General features: G+C 73.4%; 27 protein-coding genes and 1 tRNA gene. 11 read left to right on the forward strand and 17 right to left on the reverse strand.

Annotated features, from left to right (window positions below):
• Positions 1-19: 19 nt before the first annotated feature.
• Positions 20-1,198, forward strand: coding sequence for an ABC transporter ATP-binding protein (locus tag ACFY3N_RS17720; protein WP_390817600.1), 1,179 nt, complete (start codon positions 20-22; stop codon positions 1,196-1,198).
• A gap of 12 nt (positions 1,199-1,210) precedes the next feature.
• Here ACFY3N_RS17720 and ACFY3N_RS17725 read toward each other — a convergent pair whose 3' ends face one another.
• The 6 genes from ACFY3N_RS17725 to ACFY3N_RS17750 form a co-directional block, all read right to left on the reverse strand.
• Positions 1,211-1,738: an NUDIX hydrolase family protein gene (locus ACFY3N_RS17725; RefSeq protein ID WP_030868386.1), complete on the reverse strand. Its 528-nt coding sequence runs from the start codon at positions 1,736-1,738 to the stop codon at positions 1,211-1,213.
• Positions 1,739-1,769: 31 nt separating this feature from the next.
• Positions 1,770-2,582 (reverse strand): SAM-dependent methyltransferase, encoded by an 813-nt coding sequence (locus ACFY3N_RS17730; protein ID WP_390817601.1) that lies wholly within the window; start codon positions 2,580-2,582, stop codon positions 1,770-1,772.
• A 116-nt stretch (positions 2,583-2,698) separates the two neighbouring features.
• Positions 2,699-3,355, reverse strand: coding sequence for an endonuclease (locus tag ACFY3N_RS17735; protein WP_390817602.1), 657 nt, complete (start codon positions 3,353-3,355; stop codon positions 2,699-2,701).
• A gap of 5 nt (positions 3,356-3,360) precedes the next feature.
• Positions 3,361-3,693, reverse strand: a complete 333-nt coding sequence (locus ACFY3N_RS17740; RefSeq protein ID WP_390817603.1) for a DUF3140 domain-containing protein — start codon at positions 3,691-3,693, stop codon at positions 3,361-3,363.
• 42 nt (positions 3,694-3,735) lie between these two features.
• Entirely contained in the window at positions 3,736-4,218 is a 483-nt protein-coding gene (locus ACFY3N_RS17745; RefSeq protein WP_390817604.1) for a Dps family protein, read from the reverse strand.
• Positions 4,215-4,475: a WhiB family transcriptional regulator gene (locus ACFY3N_RS17750; protein WP_390817605.1), complete on the reverse strand. Its 261-nt coding sequence runs from the start codon at positions 4,473-4,475 to the stop codon at positions 4,215-4,217. Before ACFY3N_RS17750 ends, ACFY3N_RS17745 begins: the two co-directional genes overlap by 4 nt.
• 183 nt (positions 4,476-4,658) lie before the next feature.
• Here ACFY3N_RS17750 and ACFY3N_RS17755 point away from each other — a divergent pair, with 183 nt between their 5' ends.
• Together ACFY3N_RS17755 and ACFY3N_RS17760 are read left to right on the forward strand one after the other, a co-directional pair.
• The gene (locus tag ACFY3N_RS17755; protein ID WP_390817606.1) at positions 4,659-5,846 is read left to right on the forward strand and encodes a thiolase family protein; all 1,188 of its coding nucleotides are present in this window, start codon (positions 4,659-4,661) and stop codon (positions 5,844-5,846) included.
• Positions 5,847-5,921: 75 nt separating this feature from the next.
• On the forward strand, positions 5,922-6,695 hold the full coding sequence (locus tag ACFY3N_RS17760; RefSeq protein WP_390817607.1) for a sulfite exporter TauE/SafE family protein: 774 nt from the start codon (positions 5,922-5,924) through the stop codon (positions 6,693-6,695).
• On the opposite strand, the gene ACFY3N_RS17765 is transcribed toward ACFY3N_RS17760, so the two are convergent.
• The gene (locus tag ACFY3N_RS17765; protein ID WP_390817608.1) at positions 6,681-8,084 is read right to left on the reverse strand and encodes a diacylglycerol/lipid kinase family protein; all 1,404 of its coding nucleotides are present in this window, start codon (positions 8,082-8,084) and stop codon (positions 6,681-6,683) included. The two genes, ACFY3N_RS17760 and ACFY3N_RS17765, sit on opposite strands and share 15 nt — an antisense overlap.
• Positions 8,085-8,205: 121 nt before the next feature.
• Between ACFY3N_RS17765 and ACFY3N_RS17770 the strand changes: the two genes are divergently transcribed.
• Positions 8,206-8,955: a cobalt-precorrin-6A reductase gene (locus ACFY3N_RS17770; RefSeq protein ID WP_390817609.1), complete on the forward strand. Its 750-nt coding sequence runs from the start codon at positions 8,206-8,208 to the stop codon at positions 8,953-8,955.
• Positions 8,956-9,213: 258 nt separating this feature from the next.
• On the opposite strand, the gene cobF is transcribed toward ACFY3N_RS17770, so the two are convergent.
• Together cobF and ACFY3N_RS17780 are read right to left on the reverse strand one after the other, a co-directional pair.
• On the reverse strand, positions 9,214-9,987 hold the full coding sequence (cobF, locus tag ACFY3N_RS17775) for a precorrin-6A synthase (deacetylating) (protein WP_390817610.1): 774 nt from the start codon (positions 9,985-9,987) through the stop codon (positions 9,214-9,216).
• A gap of 55 nt (positions 9,988-10,042) precedes the next feature.
• Positions 10,043-10,573, reverse strand: coding sequence for a DUF309 domain-containing protein (locus ACFY3N_RS17780; RefSeq protein WP_390817611.1), 531 nt, complete (start codon positions 10,571-10,573; stop codon positions 10,043-10,045).
• A gap of 100 nt (positions 10,574-10,673) precedes the next feature.
• Here ACFY3N_RS17780 and ACFY3N_RS17785 point away from each other — a divergent pair.
• Positions 10,674-10,747, forward strand: a tRNA-Pro gene (locus ACFY3N_RS17785).
• A gap of 81 nt (positions 10,748-10,828) precedes the next feature.
• On the opposite strand, the gene ACFY3N_RS17790 is transcribed toward ACFY3N_RS17785, so the two are convergent.
• Positions 10,829-11,779, reverse strand: coding sequence for an endonuclease/exonuclease/phosphatase family protein (locus tag ACFY3N_RS17790; RefSeq protein ID WP_390817612.1), 951 nt, complete (start codon positions 11,777-11,779; stop codon positions 10,829-10,831).
• A 165-nt stretch (positions 11,780-11,944) separates the two neighbouring features.
• Here ACFY3N_RS17790 and ACFY3N_RS17795 point away from each other — a divergent pair, with 165 nt between their 5' ends.
• Positions 11,945-12,925, forward strand: a complete 981-nt coding sequence (locus tag ACFY3N_RS17795; protein WP_390817613.1) for an aldo/keto reductase — start codon at positions 11,945-11,947, stop codon at positions 12,923-12,925.
• Between the two features lie 16 nt (positions 12,926-12,941).
• Here the strand turns inward: ACFY3N_RS17795 and ACFY3N_RS17800 are convergent, their stop codons facing one another.
• Genes ACFY3N_RS17800 through iolC form a run of 5 tightly spaced genes read right to left on the reverse strand, consistent with a single transcriptional unit; the run spans position 12,942 to position 18,431 of the window.
• Positions 12,942-13,727, reverse strand: coding sequence for a GntR family transcriptional regulator (locus tag ACFY3N_RS17800; protein ID WP_390817614.1), 786 nt, complete (start codon positions 13,725-13,727; stop codon positions 12,942-12,944).
• A gap of 32 nt (positions 13,728-13,759) precedes the next feature.
• On the reverse strand, positions 13,760-15,631 hold the full coding sequence (gene iolD / locus ACFY3N_RS17805; protein ID WP_390817615.1) for a 3D-(3,5/4)-trihydroxycyclohexane-1,2-dione acylhydrolase (decyclizing): 1,872 nt from the start codon (positions 15,629-15,631) through the stop codon (positions 13,760-13,762).
• Positions 15,628-16,521, reverse strand: a complete 894-nt coding sequence (gene iolB, locus ACFY3N_RS17810; RefSeq protein ID WP_390817616.1) for a 5-deoxy-glucuronate isomerase — start codon at positions 16,519-16,521, stop codon at positions 15,628-15,630. The genes iolD and iolB overlap by 4 nt, the downstream gene beginning before the upstream one ends.
• Before the next feature lie 28 nt (positions 16,522-16,549).
• Positions 16,550-17,425: a deoxyribose-phosphate aldolase gene (locus tag ACFY3N_RS17815; protein WP_390817617.1), complete on the reverse strand. Its 876-nt coding sequence runs from the start codon at positions 17,423-17,425 to the stop codon at positions 16,550-16,552.
• A gap of 13 nt (positions 17,426-17,438) precedes the next feature.
• A complete protein-coding gene (gene iolC / locus ACFY3N_RS17820) occupies positions 17,439-18,431 on the reverse strand; it encodes a 5-dehydro-2-deoxygluconokinase (protein WP_390817618.1) in 993 nt (330 codons plus the stop codon).
• 315 nt (positions 18,432-18,746) lie between these two features.
• Here iolC and ACFY3N_RS17825 point away from each other — a divergent pair, with 315 nt between their 5' ends.
• From ACFY3N_RS17825 to ACFY3N_RS17845, 5 genes are read left to right on the forward strand one after another with little or no spacing between them, the layout of a single operon-like run.
• The gene (locus tag ACFY3N_RS17825) at positions 18,747-19,766 is read left to right on the forward strand and encodes a sugar ABC transporter substrate-binding protein (RefSeq protein ID WP_390817619.1); all 1,020 of its coding nucleotides are present in this window, start codon (positions 18,747-18,749) and stop codon (positions 19,764-19,766) included.
• Positions 19,766-20,842, forward strand: coding sequence for an ABC transporter permease (locus ACFY3N_RS17830; RefSeq protein WP_390817620.1), 1,077 nt, complete (start codon positions 19,766-19,768; stop codon positions 20,840-20,842). Before ACFY3N_RS17825 ends, ACFY3N_RS17830 begins: the two co-directional genes overlap by 1 nt.
• A 5-nt stretch (positions 20,843-20,847) precedes the next feature.
• Positions 20,848-21,759, forward strand: a complete 912-nt coding sequence (locus tag ACFY3N_RS17835; RefSeq protein ID WP_390817621.1) for an ATP-binding cassette domain-containing protein — start codon at positions 20,848-20,850, stop codon at positions 21,757-21,759.
• 1 nt (position 21,760) lies between these two features.
• Complete coding sequence (locus ACFY3N_RS17840; RefSeq protein WP_390817622.1) at positions 21,761-22,663, forward strand: sugar phosphate isomerase/epimerase family protein; 903 nt, start codon at positions 21,761-21,763, stop codon at positions 22,661-22,663.
• 25 nt (positions 22,664-22,688) lie between these two features.
• A complete protein-coding gene (locus tag ACFY3N_RS17845; RefSeq protein WP_390817623.1) occupies positions 22,689-23,708 on the forward strand; it encodes a Gfo/Idh/MocA family protein in 1,020 nt (339 codons plus the stop codon).
• Positions 23,709-23,768: 60 nt separating this feature from the next.
• Here the strand turns inward: ACFY3N_RS17845 and ACFY3N_RS17850 are convergent, their stop codons facing one another.
• Positions 23,769-24,791 carry a Gfo/Idh/MocA family protein gene (locus ACFY3N_RS17850; protein ID WP_390817624.1) on the reverse strand — a complete coding sequence of 341 codons (1,023 nt, stop codon included), beginning with the start codon at positions 24,789-24,791 and terminating at the stop codon, positions 23,769-23,771.
• Positions 24,788-25,792: a Gfo/Idh/MocA family oxidoreductase gene (locus ACFY3N_RS17855; RefSeq protein WP_390817625.1), complete on the reverse strand. Its 1,005-nt coding sequence runs from the start codon at positions 25,790-25,792 to the stop codon at positions 24,788-24,790. The genes ACFY3N_RS17850 and ACFY3N_RS17855 overlap by 4 nt, the downstream gene beginning before the upstream one ends.
• Positions 25,793-25,882 lie beyond the last annotated feature (90 nt).

Here is a 25,882-nt window from a genome sequence, read left to right on the forward strand (position 1 = left end):
AGGCAAGGAGGCGCCGCCCATGGCCGAGATCGTCCTAGAGGGAGTCACCAAGCGTTATCCGGACGGGTCCCTCGCCGTGCGGGACGTGGACCTCGACATCGCCGACGGCGAGTTCGTGATCCTGGTCGGCCCGTCCGGCTGCGGCAAGTCGACCACCCTGAACATGATCGCCGGACTCGAGGACATCACCGAGGGCACCCTGCGCATCGGCGGCCGGGTCGTCAACGACCTCGCCCCCAAGGAGCGGGACGTCGCCATGGTGTTCCAGAGCTACGCCCTGTACCCGCACATGAGCGTGCGGGAGAACATGGGGTTCCCGCTGAGGCTGGCGAAGGTGGACAAGGCCACCGTCGACAGCAAGGTCGAGGAGGCCGCCCGGGTGCTCGACCTGAGCGGGTTCCTGGACCGCAAACCCGCCAACCTCTCGGGCGGACAGCGCCAGCGGGTGGCGATGGGACGGGCGATCGTCCGTGACCCCAAGGCGTTCCTCATGGACGAGCCGCTGTCCAACCTGGACGCCAAGCTCCGGGTGCAGATGCGCACCCAGATCTCCCGGCTGCAGCGCCGCCTGGGCACCACCACCGTGTACGTCACCCACGACCAGACCGAGGCCATGACGCTCGGCGACCGGGTCGTGGTGATGCGGCAGGGCCTGGTCCAGCAGGTCGGCACCCCGGCCCAGCTCTACGACACGCCGCGCAACCTGTTCGTCGCGGGCTTCATCGGCTCCCCGGCGATGAACTTCCTGGGCGCCTCCCTGTCCGGCGGCGTCCTGCGCACCCCGCTGGGCGACCTGCCCCTCGACGACCGTACGCGCCGGGTGCTGGAACGGCGGGACGCCCCGCGCGAGGTGATCGTCGGGCTGCGTCCCGAGGCCTTCGAGGACGCGAGCCTGGCGCGGGAGACCGGCGGTCCCGTCGTCACCGCCACCGTGGACGTGCTGGAGTCACTGGGCTCCGACGCGTACGTCCACTTCAGCGCGGAGGGCGGTCCGGTGACCACCGCCGAACTGGAGGAACTCGCCGCCGACTCGGGTGCGCGCGACACCGGGGCCGGGGGAGCCCAGCAGATCGTGGCCCGGCTGAACGCCGCCACCCGGGCCCGCGAGGGCGCGCCCGTCGAGCTGCGGGTCGACATGGGCAAGGCCCATGTCTTCGACCCGTCGACCGGCACCAACCTCACCCACGCGGGGGGCTAGCGCCCCCACGCGTCAGATCACGCAGCCCGCGTGGGCCAGTGCCTGCTTCAGCAGCACCCCGTGACCGCCCGGCATCTCGCTCTGCACCGCCTGCGACACGGCCTCCTGCGGGCTGAACCACACCAGGTCGAGGGCGTCCTGCCGGGGCCGGCAGTCACCCGTCACCGGCACGATGTACGCCAGCGACACCGCGTGCTGACGGGGATCGTGGAAGGGGGTGATGCCCTGGGTGGGGAAGTACTCCGCGACCGTGAACGGCTGCAGCGACGCCGGGACGCGCGGCAGCGCCACCGGGCCGAGGTCCTTCTCCAGATGGCGCAGCAGGGCGTCACGGACCCGTTCGTGGTGCAGCACCCTGCCGGAGACCAGAGTCCGGCTGACCGTTCCGTCGGGTCCGATGCGCAGCAGCAGACCGACGCTGGTGACTTCACCGCTGTCGTCGACGCGCACGGGCACGGCCTCGACGTACAGGATCGGCATCTGGGCGCGTGCCATCTCCAGATCGTCGGAGGACAGCCAGCCCGGTGTGGTTTCGGTCATGTCAGACATTGCTTGATCATACTTTCAGCGCTCAGGGCTTCACGGCCACCGCGCCGTACTGCGGTACCGCGACAGCGGAGTCGGATGCGGCGCGCCACTGCGAGCAGGACACCAGACCGGGCTCGACCAGGTCCAGTCCCCCGAAGAAGGCGGTGATGTCCGCGGCGCTCCGGGCGGTGATCGGGGGAGTGGCGTTCTCGTTCCAGAACTCCATGGCCGGGACCTGGAGTTCGCCGCCGACCTCGGGATCGAACGTGGGGTGCGTGAGGACCAGGAAGCTGCCGGAGGGCACCGCCGCCATGATCCGGCGGACGATCTCCCGGGCCTTGTCGGCGTCGAGCACGAAGTTCAGGATCCCCAGCATCATCACCGCGACGGGCCGCGTGAAGTCCAGGGTCTTGGCGGCGCGTCCCAGTATGGCGTCCGGGTCGTGCACATCGGCGTCGATGTAGGCGGTGGCGCCCTCGCGTGTGCCGGTCAGCAGGGTGCGGGCGTGGACGAGCACGATCGGGTCGTTGTCGACGTAGACGATCCGCGAGTCCGGTGCGATCCGCTGCGCGATCTCATGGGTGTTGTCCGCCGTCGGCAGGCCGGTGCCGATGTCGAGGAACTGCCGCACACCGCGCTCGCGGGTCAGATACGTCACCGCCCGGCCCAGGAAGTCCCGGTCCGCGCGGGCGATGTCCCGGACGACCGGGTTGATCGAGGCGACGTGGTCGCCGACCTGCTGGTCGACCTCGTAGTTGTCCTTGCCGCCGATCCAGTAGTTCCACACGCGCGCGTTGTGCGCCACACCGGTGTTCGGCCTCGCCGAGCCGCTCGGCGGGGTGTGGCTCTCACTCACGGTCTCTCCCTCTCCCTCGCCCGTACGGCCGTGATCGGGCCGCCGCGGCCATTGTGCCGCGTGGTGATCACGTTGTCCCGCGAACGGGGGAGTGGAAAAGCCCTGTTGACGCAGGGTCACGGGACGTCGGCCCGGCGCAAGGCGTCCTCGGCCACGTGCCGGTCGATCGCCGCGCGGACCAACGCCGCGGCCAGGAGGGCCGGTTCGGTGTCTCCCGCGAGGCCGAGGAGCCGGTCCGGGGCCTGCGGCAGCCCCAGCCGCCGCGCGCCCTGGAGGGCCTTGGCGTCCAGCAGGGGCGCCGCCTCCGGCCAGACGCGCTGGACCTCGCGCAGGAAGATGTCGGCGCCGGCCGGACCCACGCCGGGGAACTCCTGCAGCAGACGGCGCAGTTCGCCGACGTCACCGTCCGCCTCCTCGCGCAGCCTGCGCAGGTCGCCGCCCCAGCGTCCGGTCAGCAACGCGGCCCCGTCGCCCAGTTGGGTCGCGGTGCGCTCGTCGTAGCGCCGGTAGCCGCCCCGGCCGAGCGCGTCCACCCGCTGCTGCCGGTCGGCCTCCGCCATGCGGCGGGGATCGCGCAGCCCCGCCTCGTACAGGGCACGGGCGGAGGCCACGGCGATCGATCCCCTGATCCGGGCGCTGAGCAGATGGGCCAGCACCAGCAGTCGGTACAGCGGCTGCGGGGTGTTCCTCAGCCCGATGCCGGCCTCCTCCGCGTACGTCCGGCCGTGCGCGTCGACGAGGGCGCGGACCACCCGCCCGTCCCGGTCCGCCACGGCGGCTACGGTTTGAGCGGGTCGTGGCCGAGGGTCATCAGACGGTGCCGGCGGGGTGTGTCCTCGGCCACGGGTTCGTTCTCCGGGTCCGTCTGCGCCATGACGGTGTCCACGACCTCCTCCATCACCCGCAGGTCGTCCTCGGTGAGGTCGGTGCGGCGTTTCTGCAGGATGGCGAGGACGTGCTGCCCCGTCTCGCCGCCGGCCCGGTCCGGCAGCGGTTCGGCCGCCTCGTCGGCCTCGCTCACCCGCAGCCAGGCCGCCAGTTCCGCCGAGGTCATGTTCACCACGCGGTGGAAGTCGTTCCACAGCGCGTCCATCTCGAGGGCGTCGCTCATGATGTGCCCCTTACGTGCGTGCGTGTCCCGGTTGCGGGGCGGTCAGGACTCGCCGGGGAAGTTCTCCGCCTCGAACATCCAGCGCTGCTTCTCCAGGTCCGCGGTGACCGAGATCAGCAGGTCCTGGGTGACCAGGTCCGCCTTCTCGGTGGCGTCGATGCGCTCGCGCAGGCGCGCGACGGCCGCGCCGAGCGCCTCCGTCATCACCTCCACGGCCTGGGAGTCGCGCAGCCAGCCCTCCTTCGGGGCCGGCAGCGAGAAGACCTTGGCGATGGTCTCCGGGCGGCCGTCCGGCGGCACGCCGAGCGCCGCGGCCCGCTCCGCCACCGTGTCGGCGTGGGCGCGCGCGGCGGAGACCACCTCGTCCAGCTGGAGGTGGACGGAACGGAACCGCGGACCCACGACGTTCCAGTGCGCCTGCTTCCCGATCAGCGACAGCCCGAGCAGGTCCACCAGGGTGTCCTGGAGGGCCTCGCAGGAAACCCGGCGGGCCTCCTCGGGCAGGGTGCTCCTCACAACGGTCATGGGGTGCCGTTCCTCCTTCTCGAATCGTCCGTGGTCCCGCGGAGCAGCGCCTCGCGCCCGTCCTCGCCGGTCCGGCCCCGGACGCCCGGGGCCGGACCGGCGTCGAGCGCGGGGCCGAGACGCTGTGCGGTCACCCGGCACCGCGCGTAGACGCGCTCGGCGGCGGTGAGGTCCCGCAGGGCCGGCCCCGTCGACCCGGCGGGGAGGAACAGCTCCGGGTCCTCTCCCGCACGGGCCGCGCTCCGCAACCACTCCATGGACGCGCGGGTGCCCCCGGCCCTCCGGCACAAACACCGCCCCGGACGCCGGGGCGGGCACGATCGCGACCAGGGAACTTCCCAGCGGGCCGGTCCGCGGTCTATAGTCCAAAACTAGCGGTGCTAATTAAGAGTAGTCGCCGATCCACAGCACAGCCATCGGCATCGGTCAGGAGTCCTGTCGTGCGTCCCGTCCACTTCGCGGCCGCCCGCCGCACCCCCATCGGCAAACTGCGCGGAGCCCTCTCCACCGTACGGCCCGACGACCTCGCCGCCGCCGTGATCCGCGGCCTGGTCGCCGACGTGCCCGCGCTGGACCCGGCCCGCGTCGACGAGGTCTACTGGGGCGCCGCCAACCAGGCCGGCGAGGACAACCGCAACGTCGCCCGCATGGCCGCGCTGCTCGCCGGGCTCCCGGAGTCCGTCCCGGGCGCCACGGTCAACCGGCTGTGCGCCTCCGGACTGGAGGCCGTCACCACCGCCGCCCGCACCATCGCGGCCGGCGAGGCCGACATCGTCGTCGCCGGCGGCTCCGAGTCGATGAGCCGCGCCCCCTTCGTCCTGCCCCGCCCCGACGAGGCCCTCCCGCACCGCATGGAGACCGCCGACACCCGCCTCGGCTGGCGGCTGGTCAACCCCGCGATGAAGGAACTCCACGGTGTGCTCGCCATGGGCGAGACGGCCGAGGAGGTCGCCGCCCGGTACGGCGTCCCGCGCGAACGCCAGGACGAGTTCGCGCTGCGCAGCCACCAGCGGGCCGCCGCCGCCCGCAAGGACGGCCACTTCGACGACGAACTCCTGCCCGTGACCCGCCCGGACGGGGTGGTCGTCGACGCCGACGAGTGCGTCCGCGAGGACACCTCCATCGAGAAGCTGGCCCGGCTGAAGCCGGTCTTCCGCGCGGGCGGCTCGGTCACCGCGGGCAACGCCTCCCCGATGAACGACGGCGCCGCCGGCCTGATCCTGGTCAGCGAGGAGGCCCTGAACGAGCTGGGTCTGGAGTCGCTCGGCCGCTACGTCGCCGGCGCCTCCGCCGGCGTCCACCCGGACGTCATGGGCATCGGCCCCGTCCCCGCCACGCGCAAGGTGCTCGCCCGCGCCGGCTGGACCGTCGGCGACCTCCAGGAGGCCGAGTTCAACGAGGCGTTCGCGGCCCAGGCCCTGGCCTGCGTCGACCAGCTCGGCATCGACCCCGACCTGGTCAACCCCAGCGGCGGAGCCATCGCCCTCGGCCACCCGCTGGGCTGCTCCGGCGCCCGCATCCTCACCACCCTGCTCCACCGCATGCGCCGCACCGGCGCCGAACGCGGCCTGGCGACCATGTGCGTGGGCGTGGGCCAGGGGAGCGCGGTGCTGGTCGAGAGGCACTGACCACCGCCCCGGGAGCCATCAGGCGAGACGGTCCTTACGGGCGCCCGTTGCCTGCCTCTAGCATCGGTCCCCGCAATGAACACCATGACGTCCTGGCACCTCAGCGGCTGGGAATTCGCCGCGCTCGCCCTCGCGGCCCTGCTCGTCGGCTTCTCCAAGACCGCCGTCAGCGGGGCCAACACGGTCAGCCTCGCCATCTTCGCCGCCGTGCTGCCCGCCCGGGCCTCCACCGGCGTCCTGCTGCCCATCCTGATCGCCGGGGACGTGCTCGCCGTCCTCACCTACCGCCGGCACGCCCACTGGCCCACGCTGTGGCGGCTGTTCCCGGCGGTCGCGGCGGGCGTCGTCGCGGGAACCCTGTTCCTGGTGTGGGCGGACGACGGGATCGTACGGATCTCCATCGGGGCGATCCTGCTGCTGATGGCCGGGGTGACGGTGTGGCGGCGGCGGACGGCCGACGCGGACCGGGAGCCCGACGGGGTCACCACCCGGGCCGGCCGCGCCAAGGCCCGCTCCTACGGCGTCCTCGGCGGCTTCACCACCATGGTCGCCAACGCGGGCGGCCCGGTGATGTCGATGTACCTGCTCTCCGCGGGCTTCCGGAAACTCGGCTTCCTGGGCACCTCGGCGTTCTTCTTCCTGATCGTCAACACCTCCAAGCTGCCCTTCAGCGCCGGTCTCGGCCTGATCGACGCCGACTCGCTGCTGCTCGACGCGGTGCTCGTGCTGTTCGTGGTGCCCGGCGCCCTCCTCGGCAGGTGGGCTGTGGACAGGATCAACCAGCGGCTCTTCGAGCAGCTGGTGATCGCGGCGACGGTGGTGGGCGGTGTGCAGCTACTGGTGCCCTGAGCGGGGCCCGGCCGGAGGCTGCGGTTCGTGGGGCGCCCGGTGGGAGTGGTGGAGCCGGCTCGGCGCGGCGGTGCGGCCGACCGTCGCCGCCAGCTTGCGCAGCCGCCGCCAGTCCAGCCGCGGCGGAGCCTGGGTGACGCCGGGCCGCCTGCGCGGGACCCGCACGCGCAGCGCGCCGGGTGCGATGCGGCAGTGGACGGGGGCGGGCAGCACCATGGCCTCCCCGTCGATCCCCGCCTCGATCTCTGCACGGTCCGCCTCGATGACGACCTCGGTGGCGGTCACGATGGTGAGCCCGCTCGGCTCCGGGTTCAGCAGCAGGGCGGCGGCGCTGAAGGCGCCCTCCAGCCGCACACCGAGGACGCCGAGCACGGCGGAGTCCAGCCGTTCGCGCCGGCCGAGGCCGAAGGGGTCGCCGGTGCGGTAGGGATTGTTGCTGACCAGCACGGCCTGCGGCGCGGTGAGCGTCGTGTCCCCCGCGCGGGCGACCAGCCGGGGCCCCTGCTGGCCGGTCAGCAGGTCCGGCAGCATCTCCAGGCTGGTGCCGATCTTGTCGTCGCGGTAGGCGGGGCTCTGCACGATCGCCGCGTACGCGCCGAAGGAGGCGTTGTTCACGAACGGCTGCTCACCCGCGAAACCCAGGTCGACGCGGAGCTCGACGCCGTCCGTGAGCGCGTCGAGACAGGCGGCCGGGTTCCCGCGGTCGAGGCCGAGGTCCAGGGCGAAGTGATTGCGCGTTCCGGCACTGATCACCAGGAACGGGATGTCGTGCTCGGCGGCCACGGCCGCCACCAGCGCCTGCGTGCCGTCGCCGCCGGCGGCGCCCAGCAGATCCGCGCCGTCCGCGACGGCGGCCCGGGCCAGCGCGGTGACGTCGTGCTGCCTGCCGGGTTCGAGCAGCACCACCCGGGCGCCCAGGCGCTCCGCCTTCTCCCGCAGCCGGAACCGGCCCACCTTGCCGCCGCCCGACCGGGGATTCATGATCAGCACCGGCCGCCGCGGCGGCGGCAGCCGCCGCTCCCGCGCGGGGGCCTGCCCGCCGCCCGTGCCGCGCAGCGCGAACCTGCCGCTCCACACCGCCAGCGCCCACAGGGTCAGGGACACCAGCAGCGCCCAGAACAGGGTCACGGCGAACAGGGCGATCAGACCGGCCGGCACGCACACGGCGACCAGCGCGGACACCCACCGCAGCGGGCCCCGCAGGGTCAGCGTCCACCACACGGCGGCCGCGCTGAGCCCCAGCCCCGCGACCCCGCACACCAGCAGCAGCAGACCGCGCAGCCCGCCGTAGACGAGGGGGGTCGCCACCGCGAGCGCGGCGGCGGCCAGCGCCCCCCGCGCCGCCCATCGCTGGGCGTGATAGCCCCGCCTGCTCCAGTCCACGGCCATGCTTCCTCCAGTCACCCGGCGTCATCGTAGGACGTGCGCGTACGTGTGTGCGGCCGGATGGCGATCTTCGTCGGGCGGGCCGGCGCCGGACGCGGCGTCCGGGCCCCGTACCCTCGGCGCCATGTCCCTCCACATCCTGGTCCTCGGCGGCACCACCGAGGCACGCGCACTGGCCGGCGAGCTGTCCGCCCGCCCCGCGACCAGGGTGACCACCTCCCTCGCCGGACGCGTGAGACGGCCGGGCGCGGTCGCCGGCGAGCTGCGCGTCGGCGGTTTCGGCGGCGCGGCGGGGCTCGCGGACTGGCTGCGCGAGCAGCGCGTGGACGCGGTGGTGGACGCCACCCACCCCTTCGCGGAGACCATCACGGCGAACGCGGCACGGGCCGCGGCCGCCACCGGGCTGCCCCTGGTGGTGCTGCGCCGCCCCGGCTGGCGGCCGGGTCCCGGCGACCACTGGCATCCGGTCCCGTCCCTGCCGGCGGCGGCCGACCTGCTGCCCCGGCTCGGACACCGGGTGCTCCTCACGACCGGCCGCCTCGGCCTCGCGGCCTTCGCCCACCTGACGGACCTGCGTTTCGTCGTCCGGTCGGTCGAACCCCCCGAGCCGCCCGTGCCGCCGCACACGCACGTGCTGCTGGCCCGCGGCCCCTTCACCGTGGCCGACGAGACGGCCCTCCTGCGTGAGCACCGCGTCGACGTGCTGGTGACGAAGGACAGCGGCGGAGCGGCGACCGCCGCCAAACTCACCGCGGCCCGCGACCTCGGCCTCCCGGTCGTCGTCGTGCGCCGCCCGCCGCTGCCGGACGGCGTCCCGGCGGTCGAGGACGTACCGGCGGCCCTGCGCCGGCTGGACGCCCTCGCCCGGCCCTGAGCCGGACGGTCCGCCCCGGGCCCGGCCGCACGGCCCACGTCCGGCCGCACGGGACACGGTCGATCGTCACGTCCACCGGGGCCCGCGGCCCGGGCCTCCGGGCCGTCGTCTCGTGCGCGGCCCGCCTCCCGCCGTGCGGCGTGACCGCCGCCGACGGCGTCCCCGGGCCGCCCCCCGGCAGGCCGCCCCCCGCGGCCCGCCACTCCGCCCCGGGTGTGCCCCGGCGGGTCGGCGGCCGGGTGTGCCCCGGCCGGACGCTCAGCCCTCGGCCGGTCTGCGGCGCAGCAGGTACGTGTCCATGATCCAGCCCTTGCGCTCGCGGGCCTGCGCACGGAGCCGCTCGATCCGGGGAGCCGCCTCGGCCAGCGGCCCCGAGACGAGGATCTCGTCCGGCGTGCCGATGTAGGCGCCCCAGTAGATGTCGACGTCCTGGTCGACGTAGGCACGGAAGGCCTGGTGGGCGTCGAGCATCACCACCACGTCGTCCACGCCTTCCGGGAACCCCTCGGCGAGCCGCCGGCCCGTGGTGATCTGCACCGGGCGGGCGACCCGGTTGAGCCCGGTCCGGTGCCGGGCGACGAGCGCCGACACACTGCTGATGCCCGGCACGACGTCGTAGTCGAAGGCGACGCCGCCGCGCTCCAGGATCTCCTCGAGGATGCCGATCGTGCTGTCGTACAGCGACGGATCCCCCCACACCAGGAACGCCCCGGTCTGGTCCTCGCCCAGCTCCTGGGCGATCAGCCGCTCGTAGATGTCCGCGCGGGCACTGCGCCAGTCCCCGACGGCGGGCGAGTAGGCCGACCCGCCGGCCGTCCGGTCCCGCTCCGGGTCACGCGCCTCGACGACGCGGTAGCCGCCCCCCGGTACGTGCGCGTCGAGCATGTCCCGGCGCAGCCGGGTCAGGTCCGCCTTCGCCTCGCCCTTGTCCAGGATGAAGAACACGTCCGTGCTCCGCAGTGCCCTGACCGCCTGCAGGGTCAGCTGGTCGGGGTCGCCCGCGCCGATACCGATGACATGAATCTCTCGCACGCCCCGAGTCTGCCGCACGGCACCGGCGGCGCGTGCACCGCACCCGGTCCCTCCGTCAGGAGGACCCCCGCAACCGGGGCGCCCGCGCCCCCGCGTCCACCGGAGCGCCCCGCTCCACCTCGGCCGCCAGGTCCCGGGCCCAGGCGATCACACCGGGAAGATCGATCCCGTGCGGCCGGTGACCGGCCCCCGCCGTCGCGGCCCACGCCTCCGCCGCACCGGCCCCGCGCCGCAGCAGCCGTGCCCCGCCGGTGACGTTCCCGCGCGCGGCGTGGGTGAGCCCCACGGCGAGCTGGGCCAGCCCCCGCCACAGCTCGCGCTCCTCCCGCGGCCCCGACTTCCAGGCGTCCTCGAACACCTCGTGCGCGTGGAACGGCTTCCCCCCGTCCAGCAGCCGCTGCGCCTCCGCGACGCTCTCCTCCGGCCGCCGCACGACCCCCTCGGGCTGCCGGGGCACCCCCGGCGCGCCGTACGGCAGGGGCCGCCCGAGCCCGTCCCGCGGCCGGGCGTTGCGGGCCCGCCCCTCACTGTCCCGGTCCCGCGCGGCGGCCGTCCGGCCCGGGGAAGTGCTCTCCGTGCTACCCATACGCCGATTGTCCCGCGCCCGGCCCGATTCGGGCCCTCCCGGGGGCGTGGGGTAAAGTGCTGTTCGCGCGATCACGCGGATCCACCCCACGCGATCGCACCGGGACGTGGCGCAGCTTGGTAGCGCACTTGACTGGGGGTCAAGGGGTCGCAGGTTCAAATCCTGTCGTCCCGACTTGCGAGACAGCAGGTCAGAGGCCGTATCGGAATCCTCCGATACGGCCTTTCGGTCGTCTCCCGTCGCGCGGCCACTCCTTCACCGCAGGGTGACCCGCGCGGCGACCGGCAGATGGTCGCTGCCGGTGGCGGGCAGGGCGCGGATGTGGGTGACGCTCGCCGAGCGGGCCATGACCTGGTCGATCCGGGCCAGCGGGAGGGCGGCGGGGAAGCTGAGGGCGAAGCCCCGCCGCGCCGCGCCCATCCGCGAGGTGAGCGGAGCCAGCCCGCGGTCGTCGACCGTGCCGTTGAGGTCGCCCAGCAGGATCACCCTGCTCAGCGGCTCGGCGGCGACGGCTCCGCCCAGCAGGCCGGCGCTCTCGTCGCGCCGGGAGGACGCGAGACCGCCCGCCCCGACACGGACCGAGGGCAGGTGCGCGACGTACGCCGCGATCTCGCCGCGCGGCGTGTGGACCACGGCCCGCAGTCCGCGGCTCCAGGGCTGTGTGACGCCCCTCGGCGCGATGTCCAGGAGCCGGGCGTCGGTGAGCGGATGCTTCGACCAGAGCCCGACGGTGCCCCGGACCGCGTGGTACGGGTAGTCCGGGGCGAGCGTCCTCTCGTAGACCCGCAGTGCGGGGGACACCAGCTCCTGCAGCGCGAGGAGATCCGGCCCGGCGTCGATCAGGGCGCGGGCCGTGCCCGCCGGGTCGGTGTTCTCGTCGCTGACGTTGTGCTGCACCACGACCAGGTCGTACGGGCCGGGCTCCGCACCGGGCAGCAGCAGCCCGCCGAACTGGTGCGTCCAGACCGCCGTCGGCAGGAGCAGCGCCACCAGGGCGGTGGCCGAACGGCGCAGCAGGGCCAGGCCGAACAGCACGGCGATCACCAGGCCGAGCCACGGCAGGAACGTCTCCAGCAGACTGCCCACGCGGCCCACGGAGTTGGGCACCGCCCCGTGGAACGCCAGCAGCCAGGCCGTCAGCACCGCGAGAGCGGCCGGCACCCGCCCCCGCCTCCACACCCACCGGCGCCACGCCGCCCGCTCCATCCGGTCTCCCGTCCGCTCGACTCGTTGTCCAGGACGAAGCGCGAGGCGGATCGGTTTCCGCTTCGTCCCGACGGGCCGCGGACGCGCTTGACTTGGAGAGCTCTCCAAGCGGAAGACTCCCGTTCCGTGCCCCGACGACGGGGTGTGAGACGGGAGGGATCAGGCATGAAGTACCGCACCATCGGCACCGGTCCGCACAGCCGTCGCGTGAGCGTGCTCGCGCTCGGGGCGATGCTGTTCGGGTCGGTGACCGACGAGAGGACCTCCTTCGCCCTGCTCGACCGCTACGTCGAGGCCGGCGGGAACTTCATCGACACGTCCGACAACTACGCCTTCTGGACCGACGGCGGCCAGGGCGGGCAGAGCGAGGAACTGCTCGGCCGCTGGCGCCGCAGCCGCGGGGCCGGCGACGGGCTGGTCTTCGCGACCAAGCTCGGCGCCCGCCCCCTCGCCCCCGGCACGAGCTACACCGACAACGCCGAGGGCCTGTCCGCGAAGGTGATCCGGGAGTCGTCCGAACGCAGCCGCGAACGGCTGGGCCTGGAGCGGCTGGACCTGCTGTACGCGCACATCGACGACCACACCGTTCCCCAGCGCGAGACGGTCGAGGGCTTCGGGGCCCTGGTCGCCGAGGGCGCGGTGGGGCTGCTCGGCGTGAGCAACCAGGCCGTGTGGCGGGTGGAGCGGGCCCGCGCCCTCGCGGCGGCGGCCGGCCTGCCCGGCTACGAGGTCCTGCAGTACCAGCACAGCTATCTGCGGCCCCGCACCGACGTCCCCGACGACCTCTTCCCCGACGGCGGCCTCGGCCACGCGGGCGCGGAGCTGGCCGGCTATCTGCGCGCCGAGCCCGCCCTGACCCTGGTCGCCTACTCGCCGCTGCTCAAGGGCGCCTACAGCCGCCCCGAACGCCTGCCCGGCGACTACGACCACCCGGGCACCCCCGCCCGCCTCGCCGCACTGCGCGAGGTCGCCCGGGAGACCGGGGCGACGCCGGGCCAGGTCGTACTGGCCTGGCAGATCGGCCACGAGCTGCCGATCCTCCCGCTGGCCGGGGTCTCGTCACTCGCGCAGCTGGAGGAGAACCTGGCGGCGGTGGACCTGGAGCTGTCGGCGGAGCAGCGGGCCCGGTTGGACGCGGCGCACTGAACCGCCGGCCCGCGCCTCAGGATCTGACCAGCAGCTGGAAGTCGAACGAGTACCGGGACGCACGGTAGACGTGGGTGCCGTACTCCACCGGTCGGCCGGTGTCGTCGTAGGCGGTGCGCTCCATGGTGAGCAGGGCGGCGCCCTCCTTCTCGTCCAGGCGGGCGCCCTCCCGGGCGGTGGCCGCGCGGGCGCCGACGGTCTGGCGGGCACTGTGCAGGGTGAGGCCGGCCGAGCGCATCATCCGGTACAGGCCGGTCGCCTCCAGGCGGGCACCGTCGAGGTCCAGCAGGCCCGGCGGGAGGTAGTTGCACAGCAGGGCGACCGGCTGGCCGTGGGTGCGGCGCAGGCGTTCCAGCAGGACCACCTCGCCGCCCTCGGCCAGCCCCAGGGCGGCCGCCACGTCCGCGGGCGCCGGGACCGTCTCGTTGCGGACCACCTGCGTGGTCGGGCCCTGCCCGGCCGCCTCCAGGTCGTCGTAGAGACTGCTCAGCTCCAGGGGGCGCCTGACCTTGCTGTGCACCACCTGCGTGCCCACCCCGCGCCGCCGGACCAGCAGCCCCTTGTCGACGAGCGACTGGATGGCCTGGCGGACGGTGGGGCGGGACAGGCCGAGCCGCACGGACAGGTCGACCTCGTTGCCCAGCAGGTTGCCGGGGGCGAGGACGCCCTGCTCGATCGCCGCCTCCAGCTGCTGCGCGAGCTGGTGGTACAGCGGCACCGGACTGCCCCGGTCCAGGGCGAAGTCCAGGGTGGTCAGCGCGGGTCCGGCCGCGGCACGTGCGGGGTCGCCGGTCTTCGCCATGGACGTACCTTCCTGTAGCGGCGCGGGCGGGTTCACAGGTGGCGCCGTCGCCCGGCGACCTCGGAGTCGTACCGTTCGCGGGCCCGGACGGCGGCCTCGCGGGTGGCCACCTCGGCCACCGGCACGTCCCACCAGGCCTCGGCCGGGGGAGCGGTGGGCGCCGGGTCGGTCTCGACGTACACGCACGTCGGCCGGGCGGAGGCGCGGGCCTCGGCCAGCGCGTTCCGCAGCTCCCGCACGGTCTTGGCGCGCAGCACGTCCATGCCGAGGCTGGCCGCGTTCGCGGCGAGGTCCACGGGCAGCGGGGCGCCGGTGAAGGTGCCGTCGCCGGCCCGGTGACGGTAGGCGGTGCCGAAGCGTTCGGCGCCCACCGACTCCGACAGGCCGCCGATGGAGGCGTACCCGTGGTTCTGCACCAGGACCAGGTTGACCGGCAGGTTCTCCTGGACGGCGGTGACGATCTCCGTCGGGTTCATCAGGTACGTGCCGTCGCCGACCAGCGCCCAGACCGGTGTGCCGGGTGCGGCCTGCTGGACCCCCAGCGCGGCCGGGATCTCGTAGCCCATGCAGGAGTAGCCGTACTCCAGGTGGTACTGGCGGGGGCTGCGCGACCGCCACAGTTTGTGCAGGTCGCCGGGGAGCGAACCGGCCGCGTTGATCACCACGTCCGCGTCGCCGACGACCGCGTCGAGCGCGCCGAGCACCTGCGTCTGCGTCGGCACGGCCGTGTCGTCGTCCGCGCGGTACGCGGTCGCGACGACCCGCTCCCAGCGCTCCTTGCCGGCCCGGTACTCCGCCTCGTAGGACGGCTCCACGCGGTGGCCGGCGAGCGCCCCGGCCAGCTGCTCCAGACCCGTGCGCGCGTCGCAGACCAGGGTGCGCGCCGCCAGCTTGTGCGCGTCGAAGCCGGTGATGTTGAGGTTGAGGAAGCGGACGTCCGGGTTCTGGAAGAGGGTGCCGGAGGCGGTGGTGAAGTCGGAGTAGCGGGTGCCGACGCCGATCACCAGGTCGGCGGTGCGGGCGAGCGCGTCGCTCACCGCCGTGCCGGTGTGGCCGATGCCGCCCAGGTCGGCGGGGTGGTCGTGGCGCAGGGAGCCTTTGCCGGCCTGGGTGGAGGCGACCGGGACGCCGGTGGCGTCCACGAACGCCCTCAGCGCCTCCTCGGCCTCGCTGTGGTGGATCCCGCCGCCCGCGACGATCAGCGGGCGGCGCGCGGCCCGTACGGCCGCCACGGCCGCCGCCAGCTCCACCGGGTCCGGGGCGGGACGGCGCACGGTCCAGACGCGCTCGGCGAAGAACTCCTCCGGCCAGTCGTACGCCTCCGCCTGCACGTCCTGGGGGAGGGCCAGCGTCACCGCACCGGTCTCGGCCGGGTCGGCGAGCACCCGCACGGCGTTGAGGGCGGATGGGATCAGCGCCTCGGGACGGGTGACGCGGTCGAAGTACCTGGACACCGGGCGGAGCGTGTCGTTGACCGACACATCGGCCTCGACCGGGTGCTCCAGCTGCTGGAGCAGCGGGTCGGCGACGCGTGAGGCGAAGTAGTCGCCGGGGAGCAGGAGCACGGGCAGCCGGTTGACGGTGGCGAGCGCCGCGCCGGTGACCAGGTTGGTCGCGCCGGGGCCGATGGACGTGGTCACCGCCTGCGCCGAGAGCCGGTTCAGCTGGCGGGCGTACCCGACGGCGGCGTGCGCCATCGCCTGCTCGTTGCGCCCCTGGTGGTACGGCATGACGTCCGCGTGCTCGACCAGTGCCTGCCCGATGCCCGCCACGTTGCCGTGGCCGAAGATGCCCCAGGTGCCCGCGACGAGCCGGCGCCGCACGCCGTCCCGTTCGGTGTACTGGGCGGACAGGAACAGCACCAGGGCCTGGGCGGTCGTCAGTCGGCGGGTGGCGGCGTTCATGCGGACCTCTCCGGTGCGGTGTAGAGGGGGAGTCGGGGGTCGACGGCCTGGTCCGGCCAGGTGTCGCGGATCCAGGCGTGGTCGGGGTGGTCGCAGATCAGCCAGGCGCGTTCGGTCCCGGGGCCCGCCATGACGTTGAGGTAGTACATGTGGTGGCCGGGTACGGCCATGGACGGGCCGTGCCAGCCGTCCGGGATGAGGACGACGTCGCCGTCGCGCACCTCGGCCAGGACGTCCGTCCCGCGGCCCGGACCGGACGGGGAGACCCGCTGGTAGCCGAGGCCGGGGGTGCCGTCGTGGCCGGCGAACTCGAAGTAGTAGATCTCCTCCAGCACGGACTCCTCGCCGGGCCGGTGCTCGTCGTGCTTGTGCGGCGGGAAGGACGACCAGTTGCCGCCCGGGGTGAGCACCTCGACCGCGATCAGCCTGTCGCACTCGAACACGCCCGCCGCGCCGAAGTTGTTGACCTGCCGGGAGCAGTTCCCGGTGCCGCGCAGCTCCACGGGGACGTCGGCGGCCGGTCCGTAGCGGGCGGGCAGCCGGCGGGTGCAGCGGGCGCCGGTGAGCGCGAACCGTCCGCCGCCGGTGGAGGACACCGTCGCGCGGGCGTCGCGCGGGACGTAGGCGAAGTCGGTGACGCCGTCGAACACGCCGGTGCGGCCGGCGAGTTCGAAGGTGTCGTGGCCGAAGTCGTCGGCGGCGGTGACCGTGCAGCCGCCGCTCAGCGGCAGCACGATCCACTCGCTGTCGCCGGCGTCGAAGGTGTGCGTGCCGCCCGGCTCCAGCTCCAGGACGCGCAGGCTCGAGTAGCCCCATCCGGCGGTCTCCGGGGCCACGTCGACGGCGTAGGGGCCGGCGGGCGCCTTGCCCGCGGGAAGGTGATGTGTCATGGCGTGCCTCCGTGTCGCAACGGGCTTCTCACAACAGGCCGACGGCCGTGTCGACCGCCGTCTCCACACTGCCCTCGGCCGGGTAGAGCAGCGAGCGGCCGACGACCATCCCCATCACGGTGGGCAGCCGCAGGGCCTTGCCCCACCGCTCGTACGCCGCCTCCTGGTCGCCGACCTCGCCGCCGAGCAGGACGACGGGCAGCGTGGAGGCCGCCAGTACCTCCGGCATGGCGTCGACGTCGTCGGTGACGGGGAGTTTCAGCCAGGTGTAGGCGGAGGTGCCGCCCAGTCCGGAGGCGACGGCGATGGAGCGGGTGACGGCCTCGGCGGACAGGTCGTTGCGGACCCGGCCGTCCACCCGGCGCGAGACGAACGGCTCCACGAACACCGGCAGCCGGCGTTCGGCCATGGCGTCCACGGCGCGGGCGGCGGACTCCAGGGTGGTCAGCGAGCCCGCGTCGGCGTAGTCGATGCGGACCAGCAGCTTGCCCGCGTCGAAGCCCAGCCGGGCGATGTCCTCGGCGCGGTGGCCGGTGAAGCGGTCGTCCATCTCGAAGGACGCGCCGGCCAGGCCGCCCCGGTTCATCGAGCCCATGACCACCTTGTTCTCCAGCACCCCGAGGAGCAGCAGGTCCTCCAGGATGTCGGCGGTGGCCAGCACGCCGTCGACGCCCGGGCGGGACAGCGCGGTGCAGAGACGTTCCAGCAGGTCGGCGCGGTTCGCCATGGCCAGCCTGCGGTCGCCGATGCCGAGCGCGCCCCGGGCGGGGTGGTCGGCGGCCACGATCATCAGCCGGCCGCTGTCGCCGACCAGCGGGCGCCGTGCCCGGCGGGCGGCGGCCTCGGCGACGGCCTCCGGGTTGCGGGCCCGGACCGCGGTGAGGTCGGGGATGCTGAGGTTCAAGGAAGGGCTCCGTTCAGGACTGGCTCGGCAGGCCCGCCGCGTCCGGCGACGCGGCCCGCGCGAGGAGGTCCGCGACCTCCGGCCCGGTCGGCATGGCGGACGAACAGGCGAGGCGGGAGGCGACGAGGGCTCCGGCGGCGTTGGCGTGGCGCATGGTCTTCTCCAGGTCCCAGCCGGAGAGCAGGCCGTGGCAGAGCGAGCCGCCGAAGGCGTCGCCCGCGCCGAGGCCGTTGACCACCTCGACCGGCACCGGCGCCACCTCGGCCCGGGTGCCGTCGCGGTGCACGGCGAGCACGCCCCGGGGCCCCTGCTTGACCACGGCCAGTTCCACCCCGGCCGCCAGCAGCGCCTCGGCGCAGGCCCCGGGCTCGCGCACCCCGGTGGCGACCTCGCACTCGTCGAGGTTGCCGACCGCGACCGTGGCGTGCCGCAGCGCCTCGCGGTAGTACGGGCGGGCCTGGTCCGGGTCCCGCCAGAACATGGGGCGCCAGTCCAGGTCGAAGACGGTGGTCCCGGACCGGTCGCGGGCCTCCAGGGCGGCGAGGGTGGCCGAGCGGCTCGGCTCCTCGCTCAGTCCGGTGCCGGTGATCCAGAAGATCCCGGCCGCGCGTACGGCGGACAGGTCCAGCTCGTCGGCGCGGATCTCCAGGTCGGGGGCCTTGGGACGGCGGTAGAAGTACAGCGGGAAGTCGTCCGGCGGGAAGATCTCGCAGAACGTGAGGGGAGTGGGGTACGCGGCGACCGGGGTGACCCAGCGGTCGTCCACGCCGAACCCCTTCAGCGCCTCGTGCAGGAAGGTGCCGAAGGGGTCGTCGCCGGTGCGGGTGATCACCGCCGCGGAACGGCCCATCCGGGCGGCCGCCACCGCGACGTTCGCGGCCGATCCGCCCAGGAATTTCCCGAACGTCTCCACGCGCGCCAGCGGAACGCCGGTCTCCAGTGGATAAAGATCGACCCCGATGCGGCCCATGGTGATCAGGTCGAAATACTGTGGTGAGTCGGCCATTGAGCGACGCTCCTCGAGCTGCTGGGGATGCGGGTCCCAGGGCGTCCTGCCACGGTGGGGCGTGGATTCCGGGGACCTGCCACCTCACAGGTGTAGGTCTCGGAGGGCGGCGATGTCAATAGTTTGTACTTACATTCTGACTAGTTAGTGAAATGATGTCTTAACAAAGTATTGACAGCGGCCGTTTCTGGGGATTGGATCGCGTCCCAGCACAACGGCCGTGTTCCACGGCAGACTCCGGACTCCCGAGGCTTTGGACACCGGATCCTCGGACTCCCGCCCTTTCCCCGCGTAGCACAGTGAGGTGCAGGACAGATGGACCGCTCTTCTCACACCCGCTCCCGCAGAATCGCGCCGTTCGTCGCGGTCGCGGCGGCTGCCGCCCTGACCCTCGCCGGCTGCTCCAGCGGGTCCGGCGGCAAGAAGTCCGAGGAGGGCGGAGCGGACGCCTCCGCGGGCAAGGCGTCGACGCCCCGCATGACGGTCGCCCTGGTCACCCACCAGGCGCCCGGTGACACCTTCTGGGACATCGTCCGCAAGGGCGCCGAGGCCGCGGCGGCCAAGGACAACGTCAAGCTCGTCTACTCCGCCGACCCGAACGCCGGCAGCCAGGCCACCCTGGTGCAGAACGCGATCGACCAGAAGGTCGACGGCATCGCGGTCACCCTCGCCAAGCCGGACGCGCTCAAGGACGTCATAGCCAAGGCGGACGCGGCCGGCATCCCCGTCGTGGGCCTCAACTCCGGGCTGAGCGACTGGCAGGACCTCGGCCTGCTCGAGTTCTTCGGCCAGGACGAGTCGGTGGCGGGCGAGGCGTTCGGCAAGAAGCTGAACGAGGTCGGCGCGAAGAACGCCGTCTGCGTCGTCCACGAGCAGGGCAACGTCGGCCTGACCCAGCGGTGCGACGGGGTGAAGAAGACCTTCGAGGGCGAGACCCAGATCCTCAACGTCAACGGCACCGACATGCCGTCGGTGAAGTCGACGATCACCGCGAAGCTGAAGCAGGACTCCTCCATCGACTACGTCGTCACCCTCGGCGCGCCCTTCGCCCCGACCGCGGTGCAGTCGGTCGGCGACGCGGGCAGCAAGGCGAAGGTCGCCACCTTCGACCTCAACAAGGAGCTGACCAAGTCGATCGAGGCCGGCGACATCCAGTTCGCCGTGGACCAGCAGCCCTACCTCCAGGGCTACCTCGCCGTCGACGGCCTGTGGCTCTACGAGAACAACGGCAACTACAGCGGCGGCGGTGAGCAGCCGGTGCTGACCGGCCCGGCGTTCGTCGACAAGTCCAACGTCGACGCGGTCTCCGAGTACGCCGCGAAGGGCACTCGGTGATGAGCATGGCCCAACAGGCTGAGCCGGCGGTGACCCCACCGCCGGCCCCCGGCCCCAAGCAGAGCGACGGCCGCACCGTGCGGCGCCCCCCGGCGCTGCGCCTGCTCGCCCGGCCCGAGGTCGGCGTATTCCTCGGCGCCGTGGCCGTCATGGTGTTCTTCCTGTTCACGGCGCCGCCGGTGCGCGACGGCAGCTCCATGGCGAACATCCTCTACCAGTCGTCGGTCATCGGGATCATGGCACTGCCGGTCGCGCTGCTGATGATCGGCGGCGAGTTCGACCTCTCGGCCGGTGTCGCCGTCGTGGCCTCGGCGCTGACCGCGAGCATGCTCAGCTACCAGCTCACCCTGAACGTGTGGATGGGCGTGATCGTCGCCCTGGCGGTCTCCCTGGGGATCGGCGCGTTCAACGGCTGGATGCTGGTGCGGACCGGGCTGCCGAGCTTCCTGGTCACCCTCGGCACCTTCCTGATCCTGCAAGGTGTGAACCTGGCGGTGACCAAGCTGGTCACCGGCAACGTCGCCACCGACAGCATCAGCGACATGGACGGCTTCGACCAGGCCAAGGCGCTGTTCGCCTCCTCGTTCGAGGTCGGCGGCGTCCAGGTGAAGATCACCGTGGTGTGGTGGCTCGTCTTCGCCGCCCTGGCGACCTGGGTGCTGCTGCGCACCAAGTACGGCAACTGGGTCTTCGCCGTCGGCGGCAACAAGGACAGCGCCCGCGCGGTCGGCGTCCCCGTCACCTTCACCAAGATCTCCCTGTTCATGCTGGTCGGCTTCGGCGCCTGGTTCGTCGGCATGCACAACCTGTTCTCCTTCAACACCGTGCAGTCCGGCGAGGGCGTGGGCCAGGAGCTCATCTACATCGCCGCGGCGGTCATCGGCGGCTGCCTGCTCACCGGCGGCGCCGGCTCCGCGATCGGGCCGGTCTTCGGCGCCTTCATGTTCGGCATGGTGCAGCAGGGCATCGTCTACGCCGGCTGGAACCCCGACTGGTTCAAGGCATTCCTCGGCGTGATGCTGCTCGGCGCCGTCCTCATCAATCTGTGGGTCCAGCGCCAGGCGACCCGGAGGTGACCGCGATGACCGACAAGACGACCGGCACCCACGGTGCCGTCCTCGAGGACACCCCGCCCGACGGCGACCGCCCCCTGGTCGAACTGCGCGGTGCGGGCAAGTCCTACGGCAACATCCGTGCCCTGCACGGTGTCAGCCTCACCGTCCGTCCCTCCGAGGTGACCTGTGTCCTGGGTGACAACGGGGCCGGCAAGTCCACCCTCATCAAGATCATTTCGGGTCTGCACCAGCACACCGAGGGCGAGTTCCTCGTCGACGGCGAGCCGGTGCGCTTCGCCACCCCGCGCGAGGCCCTCGACCGGGGCATCGCCACCGTCTACCAGGACCTCGCGGTCGTCCCGCTGATGCCGGTGTGGCGCAACTTCTTCCTCGGCTCCGAGCTGACCAAGGGCCCCTGGCCCGTGCGCCGCCTCGACATCGACCGGATGAAGCGGACCGCGGACGAGGAACTGCGCAACATGGGCATCGTCCTGGACGACCTGGAGCAGCCCATCGGCACGCTCTCCGGCGGCCAGCGCCAGTGCGTCGCCATCGCCCGCGCCGTGTACTTCGGCGCCCGGGTGCTGATCCTGGACGAGCCGACGGCCGCCCTGGGCGTCAAGCAGTCCGGCGTGGTGCTCAAGTACATCGCGATGGCCCGCGACCGCGGCCTGGGCGTCATCTTCATCACCCACAACCCGCACCACGCCTACATGGTCGGCGACCACTTCAGCGTGCTGCGCCTGGGCACCGTGGAGCTCAGCGCCGCCCGCAGCGAGGTCGGCCTCGAGGAGCTGACCAACCACATGGCCGGCGGCGCCGAACTGGCCGCCCTCAAACACGAACTGGCACAGGTCGGCGGCGTCGACACCGAGGAACTCCCCGAGGAGGGCGACCTCCGGGCCCCCGCAGCCGCAGCTCCGGAAGGAAAGTCCTGACATGGCAGTCGCGCTCGACCGCATCCGGATCGGCTCCGCCCCCGACTCCTGGGGTGTCTGGTTCCCCGACGACCCGCGGCAGGTGCCCTGGCAGCGCTTCCTCGACGAGGTCGCCGAGGCCGGCTACTCCTGGATCGAACTGGGCCCCTACGGCTACCTCCCCACCGACCCGGCACTCCTCGGCGACGAGGTGGACAAGCGCGGCCTCAAGGTCTCCGCCGGCACCATCTTCTGCGGACTGCACCGCGGCCCATCCGAGTGGGACGCCACCTGGGAGCAGGTCGGCCGGGTCGCCGCGCTCACCCGGGACATGGGGGCGAAGCACCTCGTCGTCATCCCGTCCTTCTGGCGCGACGACAGGACCGCCGAGATCCTCGAAGCCCCGGAGCTCACCACCGAGCAGTGGGGCCACCTCACCAAGGGCATGGAACGCCTCGGCCGCGAGGTGCGGGACACGTACGGCCTGGACATCGTCGTCCACCCGCACGCCGACACCCACATCGACACCGAGGAGCACGTCGAGCGCTTCCTCGACTCGACCGACTCCGGCCTGGTCAACCTCTGTCTGGACACTGGCCACTACGCCTACTGCGGTGGCGACAGCGTCAAGCTGATCGAGACCTACGGCGAACGCATCGGCTACCTCCACCTCAAGCAGGTCGACCCGGAGATCCTCGCCGACGTCGTCAGGAACGAGGTCCCGTTCGGGCCGGCCGTGCAGCGCGGGGTGATGTGCGAACCGCCCGCCGGCGTCCCCGAGCTGGGCCCGGTCCTCACGGCCGCGCAGAAACTGGACGTGGACCTGTTCGCGATCGTCGAGCAGGACATGTACCCCTGCGAGCCGGACAAGCCGCTGCCGATCGCCGTCCGCACCCGCGCGTTCCTCCGCTCCTGCGGCGCCTGACCACCCGGAAGGGGAGGCGAGAGAGATGAACCGGCGCGAGCCACTGCGCATCGCCGTCGTCGGCACCGGCCGCATGGGAGCGGACCACGTACGCCGGATCGACCGGGTCGTCAGCGGCGCGCGGGTCACCGCCGTCGTGGACGTCGACGCCGGACGGGCCGAGGCCGTCGCCGCGGGCGTCGACGGCTGCACCGCGTACACCGACCCGGCCGCCGCGATGGCGGCGGCCGACGTCGACGCCGTGCTCGTCGCCTCCCCGGGGCCGGCCCACGAGGCCGCCCTGCTCGCCGCGTTCGAGCACGACCTGCCCGTCCTGTGCGAGAAGCCGCTCACCCCCGACGCGGCCTCCGCCCTGCGCGTCATGGAAGCCGAACAGGCCCTCGGCCACCGCAGGGTCCAGGTCGGCTTCATGCGCCGCTACGACGCCGAGTACGTCAAGCTGAAGGCCCTGCTGGAGACCGGGCGGCTGGGCCGTCCGCTGATGCTGCACAACCGCCACCGCAACGTGGCCGCCCCGCCCTTCTTCACCAGTGCCATGCTCATCAGCGACTCCGTGGCCCACGAGGTGGACGCCACCCGCTGGCTGCTCGGCCACGAGATCACCGCCGTGACGGTCCTGCGCCCCACTCCGTCGGCCGGCGCCCCCGAGGGACTGCGCGACCCGCAGTTCGTCGTCCTGGAGACCGACGGCGGCGCGCTTTCCGACGTCGAGATCTTCGTCAACTGCGGCTTCGGCTACCAGGTACAGGCCGAAGTGGTCTGCGAACGCGGCACCGCCCGCATCGGCGACGGCCACGCCCTGGTCACCCACACGGCCGGCCGCTGGGGCGGCACCATCACCCAGGACTGGACCGAACGCTTCGCCCAGGCCTACGACGACGAGATCCGGACCTGGGTCGACACCACCCGCCGGGGCGAGGTCACCGGTCCCAGCACCTGGGACGGCTACGCCGCCGCGGCCGTCTGCGAGGCGGGGGTGCGGGCCCTGGAGGAGGGCGGCCGGGTGACGGTCGACCTGGTGGAGAAGCCGGCGCTGTACCACTGACACCGCGCGGTACGGCCGCCCCCGAGGGGGCGGCCGTGTCCGGGTGCGCCCGGTGGCGCCTCAGCCGCCGAGCGCGGTGCGCGGGCGGGGGCCGAGCCCGGCCGCCTCGTAGCACGCGTCGATCAGCCGCATCGTCCTCACCGCGTCGGCCGCGTCCAGCGGGAGCGCCGTGCCCTCGCGCACCCGGGCGGCGAACGCCTCCAGCTGGTACGTGTACGACGACCGGGTGCCGAGGTGTTCCGTGCGTACGCCGTCCGGAGTGCGGATGACGACACGGTCGTCCCGCTGCGGGAGCACGAAGTTCGGGACCGTCGCCTCGCCCCGGCTGCCGACGACCCGCATGCTCATCTCCAGCCGGTCGTACGCCATGTGGCAGCGGGCGCCGCCCGTCGCGCCGCCCGGGAACCCCAGCTCGGCGTCCAGCCACTCGTCCACGCCCGGGGCGCCCTCCCGTTCACCGGCCCGCGCGGACAGCGGGCGCGGGGCGCCGCCCGCCCACGGGGCGAGCATGCGCAGCGCGTGCACGCCGTAGCAGCCGAGGTCCATCAGGGCGCCCCCGGCCAGGGACAGCGACCAGCGCGGGTCGGCCGCCTCCGGGGCGGGGATCGCCACCATGGCCTCCGCACGGCGGAGTTCGCCCAGCTCCCCGGAGGCCAGCAGGTCGTGCAGCCGCCGGGTGACCGGGTGGAAGAGGTAGTGGAAGGCCTCCATGAAGACCGTGCCGGACCTCGCCGCCGCCTCCCGCACCTCCTCCGCCTCCCCGGCGTTGCTCGCCGACGGCTTCTCGCTCAGGACGTGCTTGCCGGCCGCCAGCGCCGCCAGGTTCCACGGGCCGTGCAGGCCGTTGGCGAGCGGGTTGTAGACGACGTCGACCTCGGGGTCGGCCAGCAGCTCGGCGTACGAGCCCAGGGCCCGCTCCACCCCGTGCGCCGCGGCGAACGCCTCGGCGCGGGAGCGGTCGCGGGCGGCCACCGCGACCAGGCGGTGGCCGCCCGCGCGGGCCGGGGCGACGAGGGAGCGCTCGGTGATCCGCGCGGCTCCCAGGACGCCGATGCGCAGGGGTTCCGGGCCGGACCCGCTCATGCCTGCCGCACCTCCTCGAGGGTGACGGGCCGGTGCTCGTGCAGGGACAGGGTGCACGCCTCGGCGATCCAGCCCGCCTCCAGGGCGTCCGCGACCGTGCACGGCGAGGGCAGGGAGCCGGCCACGACCTCGGTGAACGCCGCCAGTTCGGCGCGGTAGGCCGCCGCGAAGCGGTCCATGAAGAAGTCGTGCGGGGTGCCCGCCGGGAAGGCCGTGCCCGGCTCCACCGACCGCAGCGGCAGCTTGTCCTCCAGCCCCACCGCGATGGAGTCGGCGAAGCCGTGGAGCTCCATGCGGACGTCGTAGCCCCGGCCGTTGTGACGGCTGTTGGAGACCACCGCGAGGGTGCCGTCGTCCAGCGTGAGGACCGCGCCGGTGGTGTCGGCGTCGCCCGCCTCCCTGATGTAGCCGGCGCCCCGGTTGCCGCCGACCGCGTACACCTCGGTCACCTCGCGGCCGGTCACCCAGCGGATGATGTCGAAGTCGTGCACCGAGCAGTCCCGGAAGATGCCCCCGGAGGCGGCGACGTACGCGGCCGGCGGCGGCGCCGGGTCCAGCGTGGTCGAGCGCACGGTGTGCAGCGTGCCCAGCTCCCCGCCCCGCACGGCGGCCCGCGCGGCGGCGAAGCCGGCGTCGAAGCGGCGGTTGAAGCCGATCTGGATCGGCACGTCACGGCCCTCGACCGCCTTGAGCACCGCCACGCCCTCGGCCATGGTGCGGGCGACCGGCTTCTCGCAGAAGACGGGCACGCCCGCCTCCGCACAGGCCAGGATCAGCGCCGGGTGGGCGTCGGTCGCTGCGGCGACGACCACGCCGTCCACCCCGGCCGCGAGCAGGGCCTCGGGGGAGTCCGCGACCTCGGCGCCGAACCGTTCGGCGGCGGCCTTCGCGGCGTCCGCGAACGGGTCGGAGACGACGAGGGACCCGACGGCGTCGAGCCCCGACAGGGTCTCGGCGTGGAAGGCGCCGATGCGGCCGAGACCGAGGATTCCGATGCGCATGGGGGAGGGTGCTCCTTGCTTGCGGGCTTGCGGGCTTGCGGGCTTGCGGGCTTGCGGGCTTGCGGGTTCGTACGAGCGGGGCGTGCGGGG

Source organism: Streptomyces sp. NPDC000348, from assembly GCF_042898795.1.
In the GTDB taxonomy this organism is placed as follows: domain Bacteria; phylum Actinomycetota; class Actinomycetes; order Streptomycetales; family Streptomycetaceae; genus Streptomyces.